The following is a 20,292-nucleotide window of genomic DNA, read 5'->3' as shown; positions in this document are numbered from 1 at the left end:
GTCAGGCTGACGGTCGAGGTGTCGACGGTGTCGGTCACATCAGTGACCGCTGCCGCCGGGTCTTTCACCAGGTTCTCAAAGTTGCCGCCAGTGGCATCCTTGATGGTCGCTTCGACTTTCCCGGCATCTTTGTAGACGTCATCGGCTGGCGCCTTGACGGTCACGGAGCCGCTGGTGGCTCCGGCGGCGATGGTGATCACGGCACCGTTGCTCAGGTTCACGGTGACCGGCGTGCCAGCCGCGTTGGTCAGGTTGGCGGTGTAGACGATCGAACCGCCTTCAGCGACCGAATCAGTAGCGCTCAAGCTCAACGTCGTGGCGTCCGCGCTGTCGGTCACTTTGGTGACGACGGCGGAGCGGTCGGTGTCGAGTTTTTCGAAGTTGCCGCCCGTGCTCTCTGCAATCGCTGCCCGAACAGGCGAGGCGCCGGTGTAGACGTCATTTGGCACGGTGTACGGCGCCGAACCGCTGGACTCGCCAGCCTTGATGTTGATCACCAGACCGTTATTCAGGGTCACGGTCATGGCCGTGTCGGCAGGATGGCTCAACGTGGCGGTGTAGTTGATCTGACCACCTTCGCCGACGGTGCTCACATCGGCACTGAGCTTGAGCGTGGTGGTATCCACGGTGTCGTTGACGGTGGTGGTGTGCGTGGTTTTGCTGACGTCGAGTTTTTCGAAATTGCCGCCGTCGGTGCTGGCGATGCCAACGGTGATTTTGCTGCCGTCCTTGTAGACGTCATCGCTCGGCGCCGGAACGGTGATGAGGCCCGACTTGTCGCCGGCCTTGATCACGACGCTCTCGCCGTTGCTCAGTTTGACCGTCATGTCCGTGCCGGCGGCATTGCTGAGGTTGACGGTGTACGTGATGGTGCCGCCCTCGACCACGTAGTCGCTGGCGGTCATGGTCACTTTGGTGGTGTCCAGGGTGTCACTGATGGCGGTCGAGGTCGGGGTCTTGTCGGCGACCAGGCTCTCGTAATTGCCCCCCGTCACATCCTTGATGGCGTTGGTCAGCGGCTCGTGGCCGACCAAGGCATCGTTCGGCGCTTTGACGGTGATCGAGGCGTTACTTTCGCCGACCGCAATGGTGATTTTTTCGCCATTGGACAAGGTCACGACGACCGGCGAACCGGTGACCGGCGCGGTGACGGAAGCGGTGTAGACCACGTTGCCGCCTTCGGCGACAGAGGAAGTTGCAGTCAGGCTGACGGTCGACGTATTGATCGTGTCAGTGACTTCAGTAACCGCCGCTCCCGGGCTGGTGACCAGGTTTTCGAAGTTGCCGCCAGTCGCGTCTTTGATAGTCGCTTCGACTTTTCCGGCGTCTTTGTAGACGTCATCGGCTGGTGCCTTGACGGTCACGGAGCCGACCGTCGCGCCGGCCGCGATGGTGATCACGGCACCGTTGCTCAGGTTCACGGTGACCGGGGTGCCGGCAGCATTGGTCAACGTCGCGGTGTAGACAATCGAACCGCCCTCCGCGACCGAGTCGGTAGCGCTCAGGCTGACGGTGGTGGTGTCTGCGGAATCAGTAATCGAGGTGTCTGCCGACTTGCCGTCGATGTCCAGCTTCTCGTAGTTGCCACCCTTCGCGTCGTCGATTTTCACGCTCAGAGAACCACCGCCCGCCAATGCGTCGTTCGGCGCTATGAAGTTCACACTGGCGCTGCTCGAACCGACCGGAATGGTGATGGTCTGGCCGTTGGACAAGGTCACGACAACCGGCGAGCCGGTCACCGGAGCGGTAACGGACGCGGTGTAAACCACGGTCCCGCCTTCCGCCACGCTGCTGTTGGCCGTCAAGCTGACGGTCGAGGTATCGAGGGTGTCGGTAACGTCAGTCACTGCCGGAACAGTGCTTGGCACCAGGTTCTCGAAGTTGCCACCAGTCGCGTCTTTGATGGTCGCTTCGACTTTCCCGGCATCTTTGTAGACGTCATCGGCAGGCGCCTTGACCGTCACGGAGCCGACCGTCGCGCCGGCCGCGATGGTGATCACCGCACCGTTGCTCAGGTTCACGGTGACCGGGGTGCCGGCAGCATTGGTCAACGTCGCGGTGTAGACAATCGAACCGCCTTCCGCGACCGAGTCCGAAGCGCTCAGGCTCAGGGTGGTGGTGTCTTTGACGTCGGTCACCGAAGTCACCGCCGGGGTTTGATTCGCCACCAGGTTTTCGTAGTTGCCGCCGGTGGTGCCATCGATTTTCACGCTCAGCGAACCGCCGCCAGCCAAGGCGTCGTTCGGTGCAACAAAATTCACGCTACCCGAACTCGCACCGACCGGAATGGTGATGAACTGGCCGTTGGACAACGCCACTACCACCGGCGAACCGGTCACTGGTGCATTGACCGACGCGGTGTAAACCACGGTGCCGCCTTCGACCGTGCTGGCCGTGGCGGTCAGGGAGACGGTGCTGTTGTTGATGGTGTCGGTTACGTCGGTGACTGCTGGCGTCTTGTCTGCCACCAGGTTTTCGAAGTTGCCACCGGTGGTCTTGGTGATGCTGGCGTCGACTTTGCCAGCGTCTTTGTAGACGTCATCCTTGGGGGCGGCGAAGTTCACCGAACCGCTGGTGGCGCCCTTGGCGATGTTGATGACTGCGCCGTTGCTCAACGTAACGGTCATTGCAGTGCCAGCGGCATTGGTCAGGGTCGCGGTGTAGACGATCGAACCACCCTCGGCGACCGAACCGGTGGCGCTCAGGCTCAGGCCGGTGGTGTCGGTCGAATCGGTGACGGTGGTGACCGCCGGCGAAGAGCTGGTGACGACTTTTTCGAAGTTGCCGCCGTTGTGGCTGGCAATCGTTGCCTGGACTTTTCCGCCGTCGATGTACGGCGTATTGGCCGGTGCAGCGAAGTTCACCGAACCGGTGGTGGCGCCGGCGGCGATGTTGATCACTGCGCCGTTGCTCAACTTCACGGTCATCGCCGTGTCCGTCGGGTTGCTCAGGGTGGCGGTGTAGGTGATCTGGCCACCTTCGCTCACGGTGTGGCTGGCCGACAGGGACAGGGACGTCGTGTCCACCGTGTCTTTGACGGTGGTGCTCACTGACGTCTTGCTGACGTCGAGTTTTTCGAAGTTGCCACCGCTGGCGTCCGTCATCTTGACGGTGAGCTTGCCGGCATCCTTGTAGACGTCGTCGCTCGGCGCCGCGATGGTGACCGAACCGCTGGTCTTGCCGGCTTCGATGGTGATGGTCTCGCCGTTGCTCAGCTTGACGGTCACCGGGGTTTGCGCGGCGTTGGTCAGGGTCGCGGTGTAGGTGATGTGCGAACCTTCGAGCACAGACTTGTCAGCGCTGAGGGTCAGTTGTGTGGTGTTAGTGGTGTCGGCGACGTTGGTCACGGCCGGATTCGGGCTGGTGACCAGGTTCTCAAAGTTGCCGCCAGCGGCGTCCTTGATGGTGACTTCGAGTTTGCCAGCGTCTTTGTAGACGTCGTCTTTCGGCGCGTCGACGGTCACGGTGCCAGTGGTTTTACCAGCCGCAATGGTGATCACGGCACCGTTGCTCAGGGTCACGGTGACCGGAGTGCCGGCCGGATTAGTCAGGCTCGCGGTGTAAACGATCGACCCCCCCTCGTTGACGTTGCCGGTGGCAGTCAGCGACAGGGTGGTGGTGTCGACGGTGTCGGTCACGCTGGTGCTGACCGGGGTTTTATCGGCGACCAGGTTTTCGTAGTTGCCGCCACTGACGTTGGTGATCGAATTACTCACCGGCGCGTGGCCGCTCAGCACATCATTCGAGACCACGGCGTTGACGGTGCCGCTGCTGGCGCCGACCGCTATGGTGATGGTCTGACCGTTGGCCAGCGTCACGATCACAGGCGAGCCGGTGACAGGTGCGCCGACCGAGGCGGTGTACACCACGGTGCCGCCTTCAGCCACGGTGCTCGTGGCGGTCAGCGTGACGGTCGACGTGTCGAGGGTGTCGGTGACGCTGGTCACCGCTGCGGCCGGGTCCTTGACCAGGTTTTCGAAGTTGCCGCCAGTGGCATCCTTGATGGTGACTTCGACCTTGCCGGCATCCTTGTAGACGTCATCGGCCGGCGCCTTGACGGTCACGGAGCCGCTGGTGGCGCCGGCTGCAATGGTGATCACGGCGCCGTTGTTCAGGGTGACGGTGACTGGTGTGCCAGCCGCGTTGGTCAGGTTGGCGGTGTAGACGATCGAACCGCCTTCAGCGACCGAGTCGGTTGCTGTCAGGCTAAGCGTGGTGGTGTCCGCCGAGTCGGTGACAGAGGTGTCAGCCGACTTGCCATCGACGTCCAGCTTCTCGTAGTTACCGCCCTTGGCGTCGTCGATCTTGACGCTCAGGGAGCCGCCACCGGCCAAGGCATCGTTCGGCGCAACGTAGTTCACGCTGGCGCTGCTCGAACCGACCGGGATGGTGATGGTCTGGCCGTTGGACAAGCTCACGACAACTGGCGAGCCGGTCACTGGCGCAGTCACGGACGCGGTGTAAACCACGGTGCCGCCTTCGGCCACGGACGAAGTCGCAGTGAGGCTGACGGTCGAGGTATCAAGGGTATCGGTAATGTCAGTGACTGCCGGAACAGTGCTCGGCACCAGGTTTTCAAAGTTACCGCCAGTAGCGTCCTTGATGGTTGCTTCGACTTTGCCCGCGTCTTTGTAAACGTCATCGGCTGGCGCCGGAACGCTCACGCTGCCAGTGGTGGCACCCGCCGCGATGGTGATCACCGCGCCGTTCGACAGGTTTACGGTGACTGGTGTGCCAGCCGCGTTGGTCAGGTTGGCGGTGTAGACGATCGAACCGCCTTCAGCGACCGAATCGGTTGCTGTCAGGCTAAGCGTGGTGGTGTCGGCCGAGTCGGTGACCGAGGTGTCGGCCGACTTGCCATCGACGTCGAGCTTCTCGTAGTTACCGCCCTTGGCGTCGTCGATTTTGACGCTCAGCGAGCTGCCGCCCGCTAGGGCATCGTTTGGTGCAACAAAATTCACGCTACCCGAACTTGCGCCAACCGGGATGGTGATGGTCTGGTTGTTGGAGAGGGTCACCACTACTGGTGAACCGGTCACTGGTGCAGAGACGGATGCGGTGTAAACCACGGTGCCGCCTTCGGCCACGGACGAAGTCGCAGTCAGACTGACGGTGGACGTGTCGACGGTGTCGGTCACATCAGTGACCGCTGCCGCTGGGTCTTTCACCAGGTTCTCAAAGTTGCCGCCAGTGGCGTCCTTGATGGTCGCTTCGACCTTGCCGGCATCCTTGTAGACGTCATCGGTCGGTGCCTTCACGGTCACGGAGCCGCTGGTGGCGCCGGCGGCGATGGTGATCACCGCGCCGTTGCTCAGGGTGACGGTGACCGGAGTGCCGGCCGCGTTGGTCAGGTTGGCGGTGTAGACGATCGAACCGCCCTCAGCGACCGAGTCGGTTGCTGTCAGGCTGAGTGTGGTGGTGTCCGCCGAGTCGGTGACCGAGGTGTCCGCCGACTTGCCATCGACGTCGAGCTTCTCGTAGTTACCGCCCTTGGCGTCGTCGATTTTGACGCTCAGGGAGCCGCCGCCCGCGAGGGCATCGTTTGGTGCAACAAAATTCACGCTACCCGAACTTGCTCCGACCGGAATGGTGATGGTCTGGCCGTTGGACAAGCTCACGACAACCGGCGAACCGGTCACTGGCGCGGTGACGGACGCGGTGTACACCACGGTGCCGCCTTCAGCCACGGACGAAGTCGCGGTCAGGCTGACGGTCGAGGTGTCGATGGTGTCGGTGACGCTGGTCACCGCTGCGGCCGGGTCCTTGACCAGGTTTTCGAAGTTACCGCCAGTAGCGTCCTTGATGGTTGCTTCGACTTTGCCCGCGTCTTTGTAAACGTCATCGGCCGGTGCCTTGACGGTCACGGCGCCGCTGGTGGCGCCGGCGGCGATGGTGATCACTGCGCCGTTGCTCAGGGTGACGGTGACCGGCGTGCCGGCCGCGTTGGTCAGGTTCGCGGTGTAGACGATAGAACCGCCCTCAGCGACCGAGTCGGTTGCTGTCAGGCTAAGCGTGGTGGTGTCCGCCGAGTCGGTGACCGAGGTATCGGCCGACTTGCCGTCGACGTCGAGCTTCTCGTAATTGCCGCCCTTGGCATCATCAATCTTGACGCTCAGCGAGCTGCCGCCCGCCAAGGCATCGTTTGGTGCAACAAAATTCACGCTACCCGAACTTGCGCCAACCGGAATGGTGATGGTCTGGCCGTTGGACAAGCTCACGACAACCGGCGAGCCGGTCACTGGCGCAGTCACGGACGCGGTGTACACCACGGTGCCGCCTTCAGCCACAGTGGACGTCGCAGTCAGGCTGACGGTCGAGGTATCAAGGGTATCGGTAATGTCAGTGACTGCCGGAACAGTGCTCGGCACCAGGTTTTCGAAGTTGCCGCCGGTGGCGTCCTTGATGGTCGCTTCGACTTTACCGGCGTCTTTGTAAACGTCATCGGCCGGCGCCGGGACGCTCACGCTGCCAGTGGTGGCACCCGCCGCGATGGTGATCACCGCGCCGTTCGAAAGGGTGACGGTGACTGGCGTGCCAGCCGCATTGGTCAGGGTCGCGGTGTACAGAATCTGACCACCCTCAGCCACTTCGGTGGACGCCGACAGGCTCAGGCCGGTGTCGTCCTTCGAGTCGGTAATGGCGGTCAGCGCCGGGTCGGTGCTCGGAGTCAGTTGCTCGAAATTGCCGCCGGTGGTCCCGGTGATGGTGGTGCTGACGGTGCTGCCGTTGTTGTAAACGTCATTGTCCGCGGTATCGACGGTCACGCTGCCGGTGGTCTTGCCCGCTTCGATGGTGATGACCGAGCCATTGCTCAAGGTCACGGTCATCGGCGTGCCGGCCGGGTTGGTCAGGGTCGCGGTGTAAGTGATCTGGCCGCCTTCGACCACGGTGCCAGTGGCGGTGAGGCTCAGGCCGGTGTTGTCGACCGAGTCAGTAATGGTGGTGACCTCTGGCGTGGTGCTCGGAGTCAGTTGTTCGAAATTGCCGCCGGTGGTCCCGGTGATGGTGGTGCTGACGGTGCTGCCGTTGTTGTAAACGTCATTGTCCGCGGTATCGACGGTCACGCTGCCGGTGGTCTTGCCCGCTTCGATGGAGATGACCGAGCCATTGCTCAAGGTCACAGTCATCGGCGTGCCGGCCGGGTTGGTCAGGGTTGCGGTGTAAGTGATCTGGCCGCCTTCGACCACGGTGCCGGTGGCGGTGAGGCTCAGGCCGGTGTTGTCGACCGAGTCGGTAACGGTGGTGACCGCAGGTGTAGTACTCGGCACCAGGTTCTCGAAGTTGCCGCCGGTGGCGCCAGTGATCGTGGCGCTGACGGTGCTGCCGTTCTGATAAACGTCATTGGCCGCAGTGTCGACGTTCACGGTGCCGGTGGTTTTGCCGGCTTCGATGGTGATGGTCGAGCCGTTGGACAGGGTGACAGTCACCGGCGTTTGAGCCGGGTTGTTCAGTGTGGCGGTGTAGGTGATCTGGCCGCCTTCGGTGACCGTCGAACCCGCCGTCAGTGTGAGGGTGGTGGTGTCCGGCGAGTCGGTAATGGTGGTCACGGCCGGAGCCGGGTTTGGCACCAGGTTCTCAAAATTGCCGCCGGTGGCGCCGGTAATCGTGGTGGTGACCGTGCTGCCGTTGTTGTAGACGTCGTTGGCTGGAGTCGACACGTCGACGGTGCCAGTGGTTTTACCCGCATCGATGGTGATCGTCGACCCGTTGGACAGGGTGATGGTGACCGGTGTCTGCGCCGGGTTGGTCAATGTCGCGGTGTAAGTGATCTGGCCGCCTTCGGTGACGCTGGCGCCAGCGGTCAAGGTGACCGTTGTGGTGTCGACGGTGTCGGTGACTTGGGTCACGGCCGGTGTCGTCGGCGGGGTGACGGTGATGCCGTTGCCACCCGTGGTGCCGGTGACGGTCACGCTGATCTGGGTCGAGTCGTTATAAACAGTGTCGTTCGGCGCGAGCGGGACGTTGACGGTACCGGTCAACTGGCCGGCCTGAATCACGATCACCGAGCCATTGGACAGGGTGATGGTCAGGTCGGTCAGCGGCGCCTGGGTCAGGGTCGCGGTGTAAACCAGTACGCCACCGGCCTCGGTGATGCTCGGCGTGGCGCTCAGGCTCAAGGTCGATTCGCGCTGTACGTTGGCGCTAGTGTCAGCCGTCTGGCCACCGGTGGTGAGTTGTGCCGCCTGCGCCGCAGTGCTGAGGCCCGCGGTCGGGAAACCAATGGTCGGGTCTACCCGGCCAGCGGTTGCATCCAGCATCACGAAGCTGTGACCGCCACCCGCCGCACCGCCCGTGCCCGCAGCGGTAGGGCCGGCTGCGGTGGCTTCGAGTTCAGTGGTCGGGTCGGCACCGGCAACGATGGCTTGTTGCAGTTCTTCAACCGATGGCGCGGCTTGTGCAGTGGCTTCTGACAGGTCAGTGCTGGAATCCGGGTCGCTGGCGCTCCACTGAGTGTCGCGGCCCAGGTCCAGGGTGCGGCCGTCAGCCAGTTCCAGCGTAACGGCGCCCGCCGCGCCCGTGTCTACCTGATCGCCGACAAACAATCGGTCGCCTTCAACGAGTACTCGGCGAATGCCCTCTGGGGACACCGCGAAAACCTGACCGACAATGCTTTTGACGATGGCCACAACACTGCTCATTGAAGACTCTCCGGGTGTCACGTTCAGTTGACTTCCATGGACCTGATGGCGCTTTCGCCAACTCAGTCTGGACGTACTTTCAAGGTATTCGAGGCACAACTTTGACGCGGTTAATCGTCAACAAATTGGCTATACTTTTTCGCTATAAACTATATGCCAAACTATTGACCTTAGTGCTGTCATCCTAAACACTCGTCCCAGTAATGTCACATTGATATTTAGGTAACTACCCGCCTCGCAGAGTGCGATTCAGTTCCAAATTCAAACTTTCCGACACACGGTCATTCCGATGGTCATCATCCGATGCAGCGGTACGTTCTGCAGTGATTCAAGACAAGTAATTCCGGGAAATTCCAACATGCGTTTGCACCTGTTCAAGGCTCTACCCTTCGCTCTAGCCGCCAGTTTTGTTCAGGCGCAGTCACTTCCGGAGGCCATGCAACAGGCGTTGGATGTCCATCCGGAAATCCAGGCAGGTGTTAATAGTCGATTGGCCGCGGATTATCAGTTAAAGGCTGCAAAAGGTGGATACCTTCCCCGGGTCGATCTGCTGGGCGGTTATGGTCGCGAAGGCACTGACAGCGTCACCACCCGCGCGGCCGGCAGTGACAATCACTGGGAAACCCTGAACCGCAGCGAGTCAAGTTTGCGTCTGTCGCAAATGGTTTTTGACGGTTTTGCGACGTCCAGTGAAGTGGGGCGTCAACAAGCCACCGTTAATTCCCGTGCTTATTCCTTGTTGGGCACGTCCGAACGTACCGCGCTGACCGTGGCTCAGGTTTATCTGGATGTACTGACCCGCCGCGAGTTCGTGCGCCTGGCCACAGACAACCTGAAGAGCCACGAACGTATTTTTGACCAGATCAAGTTGCGCACCCAGCGCGGCGTCGGCAGCGGTGCCGACCTCGACCAGGCCGAAGCGCGTATGGCCCAGGCTCGCAACAACCTGATCACCGAACAGACCAACCTGGCGGACGCCGAGACCAACTTCCTCAGTGCCGTGGGCCAGATGCCCGATCAACTGGAGCGTCCTGCCGATTTCCTCGCGCTGTTGCCGGCCAACCTGAATGAAGCGCGGGCGCAGATGCTGGAAAACAGCCCGATCCTGCGTTCGGCCGAGTCCGACATCGCTGCGGCCGAGAAACAGTATGACGCGGCAAAATCGTCCTTCTACCCGCGCTTCGATGCCGAACTGGGTCGCTCCGCCGACAACGATCTCGACGGTCAGAATGGTCACAGCAACGAATGGCAGGCCATGTTGCGCATGCGCTTCAATCTGTATGCCGGCGGCAGCAACAAGGCGGATCTGGAATCCAAGTCCTACCTGTCCAACCAGGCCCTGGATATCCGCAATAACGCCCTGCGCGTATTGAACGAAGAGTTGGGCCTGGCCTGGAACGCGTTGAACAACGCCAACGCCCAGGTGCCGATCGCCCAGCAATATGTCGATCACAGCACCAGCGTGCGCACCGCGTACCAGAAGCAGTTCAGCCTGGGCGAGCGCACCCTGCTCGACCTGCTCGACAGTGAAAACGAACTGTTCACCGCTTCCCGTCGCCTGGCCGAGATCAAGAACATTCAGTTATTTACTCAATACCGAATCAAGGCGACCATGGGCGAGTTGCTCAAGAGCCAGGGAGTGGTCGCACCGTTGGCATCCGTTGTGCAGAACGACGTGAAGCCCAGGGTCCAGCTACCCGGGATGAATTGAGTCTTCCCTTTTTACTGTTATCCAAGAGTGCCGAGCGTGGAATCAGAAGTCAGTAGAGTTCAACTCATTCATGATCCACGCGCGCTGCACGACGATCCGTTACTGGACGGTCTGCTAGCCCTTTGCACCCTGCATCAGAAACCGGCCAGCGCCGCGATGCTGACCACCGGCCTGCCGTTGCCCAAGCAGCGTCTGAGCGTTGAGTTGTTGCCCCGCGCCGCCGCTCGCGCCGGTCTGCAAGGGCGGGTGCTGGTGCGCAAGCTGGAGCAGATTCCGGCGATTGCGATGCCGGCGCTGCTGCTGCTCAAGGATGGCCGCAGCGCCGTCCTGCTCGGCTGGCACGGTGAAGACCAGGCCCGCCTGCTGATCAGCGAAAGCGACGGTGGCGAAAGCCTCGTCAGCCGCGAACTGCTGGCCGACGACTACATCGGCAAAGTGTTCTTCGCCCAACCCCAGCACAAATTCGACGTCAATCACGGCACGCTGATCCCGCGCGCGCGCTCGTGGTTCCGCGACACCCTCAAGCGTTCGCGCTGGCTGTACGCCGACGCCATCGCCGCCAGTTTCCTGATCAACATCATCGCCATGGCCGCGCCGCTGTTTGTGATGAACGTCTACGACCGCGTGGTGCCGAACCAGGCGGAATCGACGCTGTGGGTGCTGGCCATCGGCATCACCGGGGCGTATCTGTTCGACCTGATCCTCAAGAGCCTGCGCAGCCTGTGCCTGGACCTGGCCGGGAAGAAAACCGACCTGATCATTTCGGCGACGTTGTTCGAACGCATCGTCGGCATGGCTATGAAGTACCGCCCGGCCCGGGTCGGCAGCTTCGCCCAGAACATCCATGAGTTTCAGAGCCTGCGCGACTTCCTCGCCTCGCTGACCCTGACCAGCCTCATCGATCTACCGTTTACGCTGCTGATCTTCATGGTCATCGCCATTCTCGGCGGGCACCTGGTGTGGATTCCGGTGCTGGCATTCCCGATTGCCCTGCTGATCGGCTATGCGCTGCAAAAGCCGCTGGTGGCGACCATGGAACGAACCATGGCCTTGGGCGCCGAGCGCCAGTCGAGCCTGATCGAAACCCTCGCCGGCCTCGATGCGGTGAAGGTCAACAACGCCGAAAGCGAACGCCAGTATCAGTGGGAACAGACCATCGGCACGCTCAGCCGCCTCGAACTTCGGGTGAAAATGCTCTCCGGCCTGGCGATGAACATCACCTTGCTGATCCAGCAATTGGCCGGGGTGATCATGATCGTCTTCGGCGTGTACCAGATCATTGCCGGCAATTTGAGCATGGGCGGTCTGATTGCCTGCTACATGCTCAGTGGCCGCGCGCTCAGCCCGCTGGCTTCGTTGTCCGGCCTGCTGACCCGCTACCAGCAAGCGCGGGTGACCATGGTCTCGGTGGACCAGATGATGGAGCTGCCGCAAGAACGCAACTTCGAAGAGCGCCCGCTGAGCCGCAAGGTACTGCAAGGCGCCATCGAATGCCGGCAGATGAACTTCACCTACCCGAATCAACAGAACGCGGCGCTGAAAAACATCAACCTGATCATCAAACCGGGCGAGAAGATCGGCATCATCGGTCGTAGCGGCTCGGGCAAAAGCTCCCTGGCCAAACTGCTGGTGGGGCTCTATCAGCCGGACGACGGCGCGCTGTTGGTGGACGGTGTCGACATTCGTCAGATCGACGTCAGCGAATTGCGCCACAACATCGGCTACGTCGCGCAGGACATCCAGCTGCTGGCCGGCACCCTGCGCGACAACCTGGTCTCGGGCGCGCGCTATGTAGAAGACGAAATGGTCCTGCAAGCCGCCGAGCTGGCCGGCGTGCATGAGTTTGCCCGCCTGCACCCGCAAGGCTATGAGCTGCAAGTCGGCGAACGCGGGCAGAACCTGTCCGGCGGTCAGCGCCAGAACGTGGCCCTGGCCCGTGCGCTGCTGCTCAACCCGCCGATCCTGCTGCTCGACGAACCGACCAGTGCCATGGACAACACTGGCGAAGAACGCCTCAAGCAACGCCTCGCGGCGGTGGTTGAAAACAAGACCGTGGTGCTCGTGACGCACCGGGCATCGCTGTTGTCGCTGGTGGATCGCCTGATCGTCATCGACCGCGGACAAATACTCGCCGATGGCCCGAAAGCCGCCGTGATGGAAGCGTTGAAGAAGGGGCAGATCAGTGTTGCTTAAGTCGGGTTTCAAGGATTCGATCCGCCGTTACTTCAAAGGCTCCGAGTCGCTGCATGGCCAGCCACTTCCCGAGGTCAATAAAGCCCTTATCGAAGACGCCCCGCGTGTGGTGCGGCTGACGATCTGGGCGATCATCGGCTTTTTCATATTCCTGATGCTCTGGGCCAATTACGCGGTGATCGACGAAGTCACCAAGGGCGACGGCAAGGCGATTCCGTCGTCGAAGATCCAGAAAATCCAGAACCTTGAGGGCGGTATCGTCTCCGAGTTGTTCGTCACCGAAGGGCAGATTGTCGATGCCGGCGCGCCGCTGATTCGTCTGGACGACACGCGGTTTGCCTCCAACGTGGGCGAGACCGAAGCCGATCGGCTGTCGATGCTGCTGCGCGTGGAGCGTTTGAGCGCCGAGGTCGATGACCGTCCGTTGAACTTCCCTGCTGATGTGCTCAAGGCTGTTCCCGGTCAGGCCGCCAGCGAAGAGTCGCTGTACATCAGTCGTCGTCAGCAACTGCACGATGAGATCGGTGGTTTGCAGGAGCAGTTGATCCAGCGCCAGCAAGAGCTGCGCGAATTCACCTCCAAACAGTCGCAGTACCGCAATGGACTGTCGTTGCAGCGTCAGGAAATCAACATGTCCGAGCCGCTGGTGGCTCAGGGCGCGGTGTCGCCGGTCGAGGTTTTACGGCTCAAGCGGGCTGAGGTCGAAACCCGTGGGCAACTGGACGCCACAACGCTGGCAATCCCGCGCGCCGAATCGGCAATCAAGGAAGTGCAGCGCAAGATCGACGAGACGCGCGGCAAGTTCCGCAGCGAAGCCCTGACCCAACTCAACGAGGCCCGCACCGACCTGAACAAGGCCCAGGCCACCGGCAAAGCGCTGGAAGACCGGGTCAGCCGGACGCTGGTCACTTCGCCGGTGCGCGGCATCGTCAACAAGTTGCTGGTAAACACCATTGGCGGCGTGATCCAGCCGGGCAGCGATCTGGTGGAAATCGTACCGCTGGACGACACCTTGCTGGTGGAAGCGAAGATTCGCCCGCAGGACATTGCGTTCCTGCACCCGGGCCAGGAAGCGACGGTGAAGTTCACGGCGTATGACTACACCATTTACGGTGGGCTGAAGGCCAGGCTTGAGCAGATCGGTGCCGACACCATCACCGATGAAGACAAGAAGACGACGTACTACATCATCAAACTGCGCACGGATCGCAGTCACCTGGGGACAGATGAAAAGCCGTTGCTGATCATCCCGGGGATGGTGGCTTCGGTGGATATCATTACTGGCAAGAAGACAGTTCTCAGCTATTTGCTCAAGCCGATTATCCGGGCCCGCGCCGAAGCGCTGCACGAGCGGTAGTTCTCGGTTGGGGCTGATGGCCTCATCGCGGGCAAGCCTCGCTCCTACAGGGATTTGTGAACGCGCTATCCCATGTAGGAGCGAGGCTTGCCCGCGAAGGCGGTCTCAAAAACGCCGCAAGTCAAAAGCCATATCGTTATTCATTAACGGTATTCAAATTTCAATTCTTGGTGGAGAACCTGGTGTTTGACACGCTGGAGCGCGTGACTGTTAAGCGCTGGGGGACGCAGCGCTGAGTTTTGCAGTGTCTGAGCTGGCCTCATCGCGAGCAGGCTCACACCCACAGGGTTTTGTGTTGAATACAAAATCTGCGTCCACTGAAGATCCCCTGCAGGAGTGAGCCTGCTCGCGATGAGGCCGGTCCAGCCAACACAATAATTGGGGATGTTTGCTAGCATTGCGTCTGAATCAATCCAGCCCAGACACGAGTGCTCAACATGCAACTCCCGGACATGAACCTTCTGGTCGCCCTAGACGCCTTGCTCGATGAAGGCAGTGTGGTGGGTGCCGCGCGGCGGATGAACCTCAGCCCGGCGGCCATGAGCCGAACACTCACGCGAATCCGCGAGGCCATCGGCGATCCGATTCTGGTGCGCGCCGGTCGTGGTCTGGTGCCGACGCCCAAGGCGTTGGAGCTCCGCGAGCAAGTGCGCGACGTCGTCGAGCAGGCCGCATTGCTATTTCGCTCGGCTGATGCGGTGGACTTGGGTTCGTTGCGTCGTCGGTTCAACATCCGGGCCAATGACTTCTTCGTCGGTGTCTACGGCGGCAAGCTGTTTGACACTCTCGACCGCCAGGCGCCGCATTGCGAGCTGCGCTACGTCCCCGAGGGCGATGGTGATGATGAAGCGCTGCGCGAAGGGCGCATCGACCTGAGCATCAGTAACACCCGGCCGCTGACCCCGGAAGTGAAGGTGCAGAATCTGTTTTCCACTCATTTCGTCGGCCTGGTTCGCGAGGACCATCCACTGTTCGACGAAGAGATCACGGCCGAGCGCTTCGCCGGTTTCTCTCACATCAGCATGTCCCGTCGCGGCATTGCTCGCGGGCCGATCGATACAGCACTCAATGCCCTTGGGCTTGAACGGCGGGTGGCGGTGATTGCGCCGAGTTTCCATGCGGCGATGTTTGCGCTGCCGGATTCCAACCTGATTTTACCGGTGCCCAAGGAGGCGCTGTTGAGTGTGCGGCGCCTGGGCTTGAAGCTGCGCTCGTTTACCCTGCCGGTTCCATTGCCCACGCTGATGCTGACCCAGGCCTGGCACCCGCGTTTCGACAAGGATCCGGCGCATCGCTGGCTGCGTGAAACGCTCAAGGCGTGCTGTGACGAGACCTGGCTGGCCGCACAACCCACCTGAAATTGAACACTGTCCCCTGTGGGAGCGAGCCTGCTCGCGATAGGGCCATCACATTCAATATAGATGTTGACTGAACCACCGCTATCGCGAGCAGGCTCGCTCCCACAGGGGTTTTGTATTGCTGCATAGAGCGCACTTATAACCTGCCCATAAGTCAATTTTCGTCAGGTTCCACACTTCTTAAAATGCTTCGGTATTCAACCCCCGGAGCTTGCAGCAAATGACTTCCTTCACGGTCACGGCACCTCTCGCCGCGGCCAGTCCGGCCGCCGTTACGCCTCCGGTCTTCGGCCCGCGGATCATCATCGGTCTGGTCGGCGTATTGCTGGCGGTGTTGGTGTCGGGCCTCAACGAGATGGTGACCAAGGTCGCGCTGGCTGACATTCGCGGCGCATTGGCGATCGGCTACGACGAGGGCACCTGGCTGGTTGCCAGTTACACGGCGACCTCGGTAGCCGCCATGGCCTTCGCGCCCTGGTGCGCGGTGACGTTCTCGCTGCGGCGTTTCACCCTCTGCGCCATCAGCGCCTTCACCCTGCTGGGCGTGTTGTGCCCGTTCGCTCCGACCTACGAAAGCCTGCTGGTTATGCGCACCTTGCAAGGCCTGGCCGGCGGCGCACTTCCGCCGATGCTGATGACCGTCGCGCTGCGCTTTTTACCGGCCAACGTGAAACTATACGGTCTGGCGGGGTATGCGCTGACGGCCACCTTCGGCCCAGGGCTCGGGACCCCTCTGGCCGGTTTGTGGACCGAGTACGTCGGCTGGCAATGGACCTTCTGGCAAATCATCGCACCGTGCCTGATTGCCATGGCTGCCGTGGCTTACGGTCTGCCGCAGGATCCGCTGCGTCTGGAGCGCTTCAAGCAGTTCAATTGGCGCGGCTTGCTGCTGGGTTTTCCGGCGATCTGCATGTTGGTGATCGGCATCCTGCAAGGCAATCGGCTCGACTGGTTCGAGTCGAGCCTGATCTGCGGATTGCTCGGCGGTGGGTTGCTGCTGTTGGTACTGTTTTTGATCAATGAATGGTCGCAGCCGATCCCGTTTTTCAAGATGCAGATGCTCGGCATCCGCAACCTGTCGTTCGCCTTGTTGACCCTGGCCGGCGTGTTGGTCGTGCTGCTGGCAGTGATCATCATCCCGTCCAGCTATCTGGCGCAGGTTCAGGGTTATCGCCCGGTTCAGACCGCGCCGATCATGCTGCTGGCGGCCCTGCCGCAGTTGATCGCGCTGCCGTTGGTGGCGGCGCTGTGCAACCTGCGTTGGGTCGATTGCCGCTGGGTGCTGGGGCTCGGCTTGAGCATGTTGGCGCTGTCATGCATCGGCGGTTCGCAGCTCACCTCGGTGTGGATTCGCGACGATTTCTACGCGTTGCAATGGCTGCAAATCTTCGGTCAACCCATGGCGGTTCTGCCGTTGCTGATGCTCTCGACCGGCAGCATCACGCCGATGGAAGGCCCGTATGCCTCGGCTTGGTTCAACACCGTGAAAGGCCTGTCAGCGGTGGTCGCCACCGGGGTGATCGAGGCGTTGACCACGTCGCGGCTGCATTTCCATTCGACCATGCTGGTGGACAACCTCGGCAACTCCCCTCTGACCGACAGCGACAGCGCCGGCCTTGCCCATCGGCTGCATGAGCAGGCTGTGGTGCTGACGGCATCGGATCTTTATCTGTGCATGGCCGGCGTCGCGCTGACGTTGATCTTGCTGATTTTTTGGCTGCCGACGCGGATTTATCCACCGCGTGCACCGACATGAATGCTTCACTGAAACAGAAGGCTTTTATGACGACTCAAACAAAGCAAAAAGTGGCTGTCGGCGTCGCCGCAGTGGTGGCGGTCGGCGTGCTGATTTACCTGCTGGCGCCAGGCGTTTTCGGTAAGCGCACCCAGCAGAACACCAATGATGCCTTTGTCTCGGCGGACTTCACCTTGGTGGTGCCTCGCGTGGCGGGTTTCATCAAGGAAGTGCTGGTGGAAGACAACCAGCAGGTCAAGGCCGGGCAGTTGCTGGCGTTGATCGATGATCGCGACCTGCGTGCCGCCGCCCAAGCCGCCGATGCCGAAACGCTGGTGGCCAGGGCGCAACTGCAAAATGCTAAGGCGACCCTTGAACGCCAGACGTCGGTGATCGCTCAGGCCCAGGCCACGGTGGTGTCGGCCAAGGCTGAAATGGCCTTCGCCGAGCATGAACTGAACCGCTACAACCACCTCGCCGGGGTCGGTGCCGGCACTGTGCAGAATGCTCAGCAAGCGCGCACGCGCATCGATCAGGCCTCCGCGCGGTTGGCCAATGTCACGGCGGTGCTGGCGGCGGAACGCAAGCAAGTGGAGATCCTCACCGCGCAGCGCGACGCGGCCGACGGTGGATTGAAGCGGGCGCAAGCGGCGCTGGAAATGGCCAGCTACGAGTTGTCTTACACGCGCATCGTTGCCCCTCAGGACGGCATGGTGGGCGAGCGGGCTGTGCGGGTCGGCGCTTACGTAACGCCGGGCAGCAAGATTCTGGCGGTGGTGCCGCTGGCACAGGCTTACGTGGTCGCCAATTTCCAGGAAACCCAACTGACCGACGTGAAGCCTGGGCAGGATGTGCAAGTGCGTGTCGACAGCCTCGGAGGCGAGGTCCTGACGGGGCGCGTCGAGAGCATCGCGCCGGCGACCGGTGTGACGTTTGCGTCGATCAAACCGGACAATGCCACCGGCAACTTCACCAAGGTGGTGCAGCGAATTCCGGTGAAGATCATTCTGGATCCGGGGCAGGCATTGGCCGAGCGGTTGCGGGTGGGGATGTCGGTGGAGGCGAGGATTGATACGGCCAGTGAGGCGACTGCGTCCGAGGTGGTTCAGCGATGAAGATCTGCGTTGGCCACTGGCCTCAACTCACCCTGTGCGCCTCGCTGGTCATGAGCCTTTCCGCCTGCACCGTCGGCCCCGACTTCCAGAAGCCTCAACCCCAAAAAATCACTGAATGGTCAAAACCATCAAAAGCCGCCGCCAGCGAAGCGGTATCCACCGACATGAACGAACGCTGGTGGGACGTCTTCAACGACCCAAAACTCTCGGCCCTGACCCAGCGCGCCTTGACCGATAACCTCGATCTGAAACTCGCCAGCAGCCGCTTGCAGCAAAGCCGTGCGGCGCGTCAGGTCATCACGGCCGACCGTTATCCGAATACCGCCGCCACCGGCAGCTACGGGCGCAAACGCAACAGCGGAGAAGGTCTGAACGACCCATCAGGCAACAACGGTGATTCGGCGTTCAACCTCTGGGACGCCGGCTTCTCCGCTTCCTGGGAACTGGATTTCTGGGGCCGTGTGCGCCGCGAAACCGAAGCCGCCGATGCGACCCTGGAAGTCGCGGAAAACGATCGCCGTGGGGTGCTGCTGTCGGTGCTCGCCGAAACCGCTCAGGACTATATTCAACTGCGCGGCGTACAGAGTACGCGGGCCGTTACCGAGCAAAACCTCGAGGTCGCCCGGCACAGCCTGAAACTCTCGCAACTGCGTCTGGCCGACGGTGTTGCCACCGACCTTGATGTCGCCGAAGCGGCTGCCCAAGTCGCCGCCATCGAGTCGCGTCTGCCCGCGCTGGAACAGCGCCAGTCACAACTGATCAACGCCCTGAGCTTGTTGATGGGCGAACCGCCTCAAGCGCTCCAGGCCGAGTTATCCACAGACGCCCCCGTGCCTTCAACACCGCGCCAGGTCGCCATTGGCCTGCCGTCGCAATTGGCTGAACGCCGCCCGGATATTCGTCAGGCCGAAGCCCGACTGCACGCCGCTACTGCGAGCATCGGCGTGGCCAAGGGGGACTTCTATCCGCGGATTACCCTGTCGGGCAACATCGGTTCGCAAGCCATGCAACTGAGCGATTTCGGCTCCTGGGGCTCGCGCTCGTTCGGCATCGGCCCGCAATTCAGCCTGCCGCTGTTCGATGGTGGCCGCCTGCGCGGGGTCCTGAACTTACGCGAGGCGCAGCAACAGGAAGCCGCCATCGCTTACCAGCAAACCGTCCTGCGCGCCTGGCATGAAATCGACGATCAACTGAGCGCCTACAACGCCAGCCAACTACGCCGCGACAGCCTCGCCGAAGCCGTCCGCCAAAACCGGATCGCCCTGCGCACCGCGCAGCAGCAATATGTGGAAGGGGTGGTGGATTTCGTTAACGTACTGACAGTGCAAGGCGCCTTGTTGGCGACACAGGAGCAGTTTGTCGAGAGCTCGACCGGGGTGTCGCTGGCGATGGTGGGTTTGTATAAGGCGTTGGGTGGGGGATGGGAGTCGGTGTATCCGTTGGCTAGTGTCGTTACCAGTAATCCGGTTTGATGGCGGGAGCCTTATGGGTCGGTACCCGTGTCTGAAATTGGTGTACCTGCAACTCTTCAGAGGTGACGACACGCCGCATCCAGTGAGAGTGCTCCTTCAAAGAACCTGGTGATGGGCGGTTTAACTCGGCACGGTGAGGAAGAATGACCCCGACTTTCATGTCAGGAAAATCTTCTCGAATTGCTTTCAGGGCTGGAGTCATGTCTGTGTCACTGGATACCAGGACTAGCTGTTCGATTTGTTTATTAGCATGGAACTTGGTCTGTCTTGCGGCTGTGCGATACATGCTGATCGCAATGTGGACATCTGTCTCTTTCTCTTCAAGCTTCCAGATGTCGACTTTGTCTTGGCGAGAGGCGCCAGTTTTTCTGTCAATGAAGCGAGGTGCTTTCGCGGGCTCAAGCTTATGGCGACCGTAGTGAACGGCAACGTTGGTTGCTTTTAATGCACGCAAATAGGTGTCTTGAGCTTCTTTGGAGGCTCGGCCGCGAGTTGCAAGCTCTGGCTTGACGGATGAGGTGAAGTAATCAACCGAGATTAATGAGCTTTGGGGATTCTCGATGTAAGCGACATGGCCCAGCAAACTTTTCAGATTGAGCCATTTGTATGGCGTGCCCGCGAGTAATCCATAGAACACGTTGTAGCCATCGACAAAAAACGCGGTTCGCACAAACTCAATCCTCTGAAACGAAAAAACCGGCCGAAGCCGGTT

The 20,292-nt window shown here is 61.2% G+C and carries 9 protein-coding genes; 7 read left to right on the top strand and 2 right to left on the bottom strand.

Annotated elements, in window-relative coordinates; translation table 11 throughout:
* Positions 1-8,639: retention module-containing protein (locus FBY01_RS20180; RefSeq protein ID WP_145309055.1), on the bottom strand; the 8,639-nt coding region annotated here is incomplete at its 3' end.
* Positions 8,640-8,997: 358 nt separating this feature from the next.
* Here FBY01_RS20180 and FBY01_RS20175 point away from each other — a divergent pair.
* From FBY01_RS20175 to FBY01_RS20140, 7 genes are all read left to right on the top strand, one after another.
* Entirely contained in the window at positions 8,998-10,350 is a 1,353-nt protein-coding gene (locus FBY01_RS20175; protein ID WP_010464927.1) for a TolC family outer membrane protein, read from the top strand.
* 36 nt (positions 10,351-10,386) lie between these two features.
* Positions 10,387-12,543 (top strand): type I secretion system permease/ATPase, encoded by a 2,157-nt coding sequence (locus FBY01_RS20170; protein ID WP_010464926.1) that lies wholly within the window; start codon positions 10,387-10,389, stop codon positions 12,541-12,543.
* The gene (locus tag FBY01_RS20165) at positions 12,533-13,900 is read left to right on the top strand and encodes an HlyD family type I secretion periplasmic adaptor subunit (protein ID WP_145309058.1); all 1,368 of its coding nucleotides are present in this window, start codon (positions 12,533-12,535) and stop codon (positions 13,898-13,900) included. Before FBY01_RS20170 ends, FBY01_RS20165 begins: the two co-directional genes overlap by 11 nt.
* 437 nt (positions 13,901-14,337) lie before the next feature.
* Complete coding sequence (locus FBY01_RS20155) at positions 14,338-15,258, top strand: LysR family transcriptional regulator (protein ID WP_077750398.1); 921 nt, start codon at positions 14,338-14,340, stop codon at positions 15,256-15,258.
* A 220-nt stretch (positions 15,259-15,478) separates the two neighbouring features.
* Positions 15,479-17,014: an MFS transporter gene (locus FBY01_RS20150; RefSeq protein WP_077750397.1), complete on the top strand. Its 1,536-nt coding sequence runs from the start codon at positions 15,479-15,481 to the stop codon at positions 17,012-17,014.
* Between the two features lie 26 nt (positions 17,015-17,040).
* Positions 17,041-18,108, top strand: a complete 1,068-nt coding sequence (locus FBY01_RS20145) for an HlyD family secretion protein (RefSeq protein ID WP_010464922.1) — start codon at positions 17,041-17,043, stop codon at positions 18,106-18,108.
* A complete protein-coding gene (locus FBY01_RS20140; RefSeq protein ID WP_077750396.1) occupies positions 18,105-19,580 on the top strand; it encodes an efflux transporter outer membrane subunit in 1,476 nt (491 codons plus the stop codon). The genes FBY01_RS20145 and FBY01_RS20140 overlap by 4 nt, the downstream gene beginning before the upstream one ends.
* On the opposite strand, the gene FBY01_RS20135 is transcribed toward FBY01_RS20140, so the two are convergent.
* Entirely contained in the window at positions 19,561-20,250 is a 690-nt protein-coding gene (locus tag FBY01_RS20135) for an NYN domain-containing protein (protein WP_145309060.1), read from the bottom strand. The genes FBY01_RS20140 and FBY01_RS20135 overlap by 20 nt on opposite strands.
* Between the last annotated feature and the right edge of the window lie 42 nt (positions 20,251-20,292).

It is taken from the genome of Pseudomonas sp. SJZ077 (genome assembly GCF_007993905.1).
Taxonomy (GTDB): Bacteria; Pseudomonadota; Gammaproteobacteria; order Pseudomonadales; family Pseudomonadaceae; genus Aquipseudomonas; species Aquipseudomonas mandelii.
The sequence above is the reverse complement of the archived record's forward strand: the minus strand, read 5'-3'. Positions and strand labels throughout refer to the sequence as shown.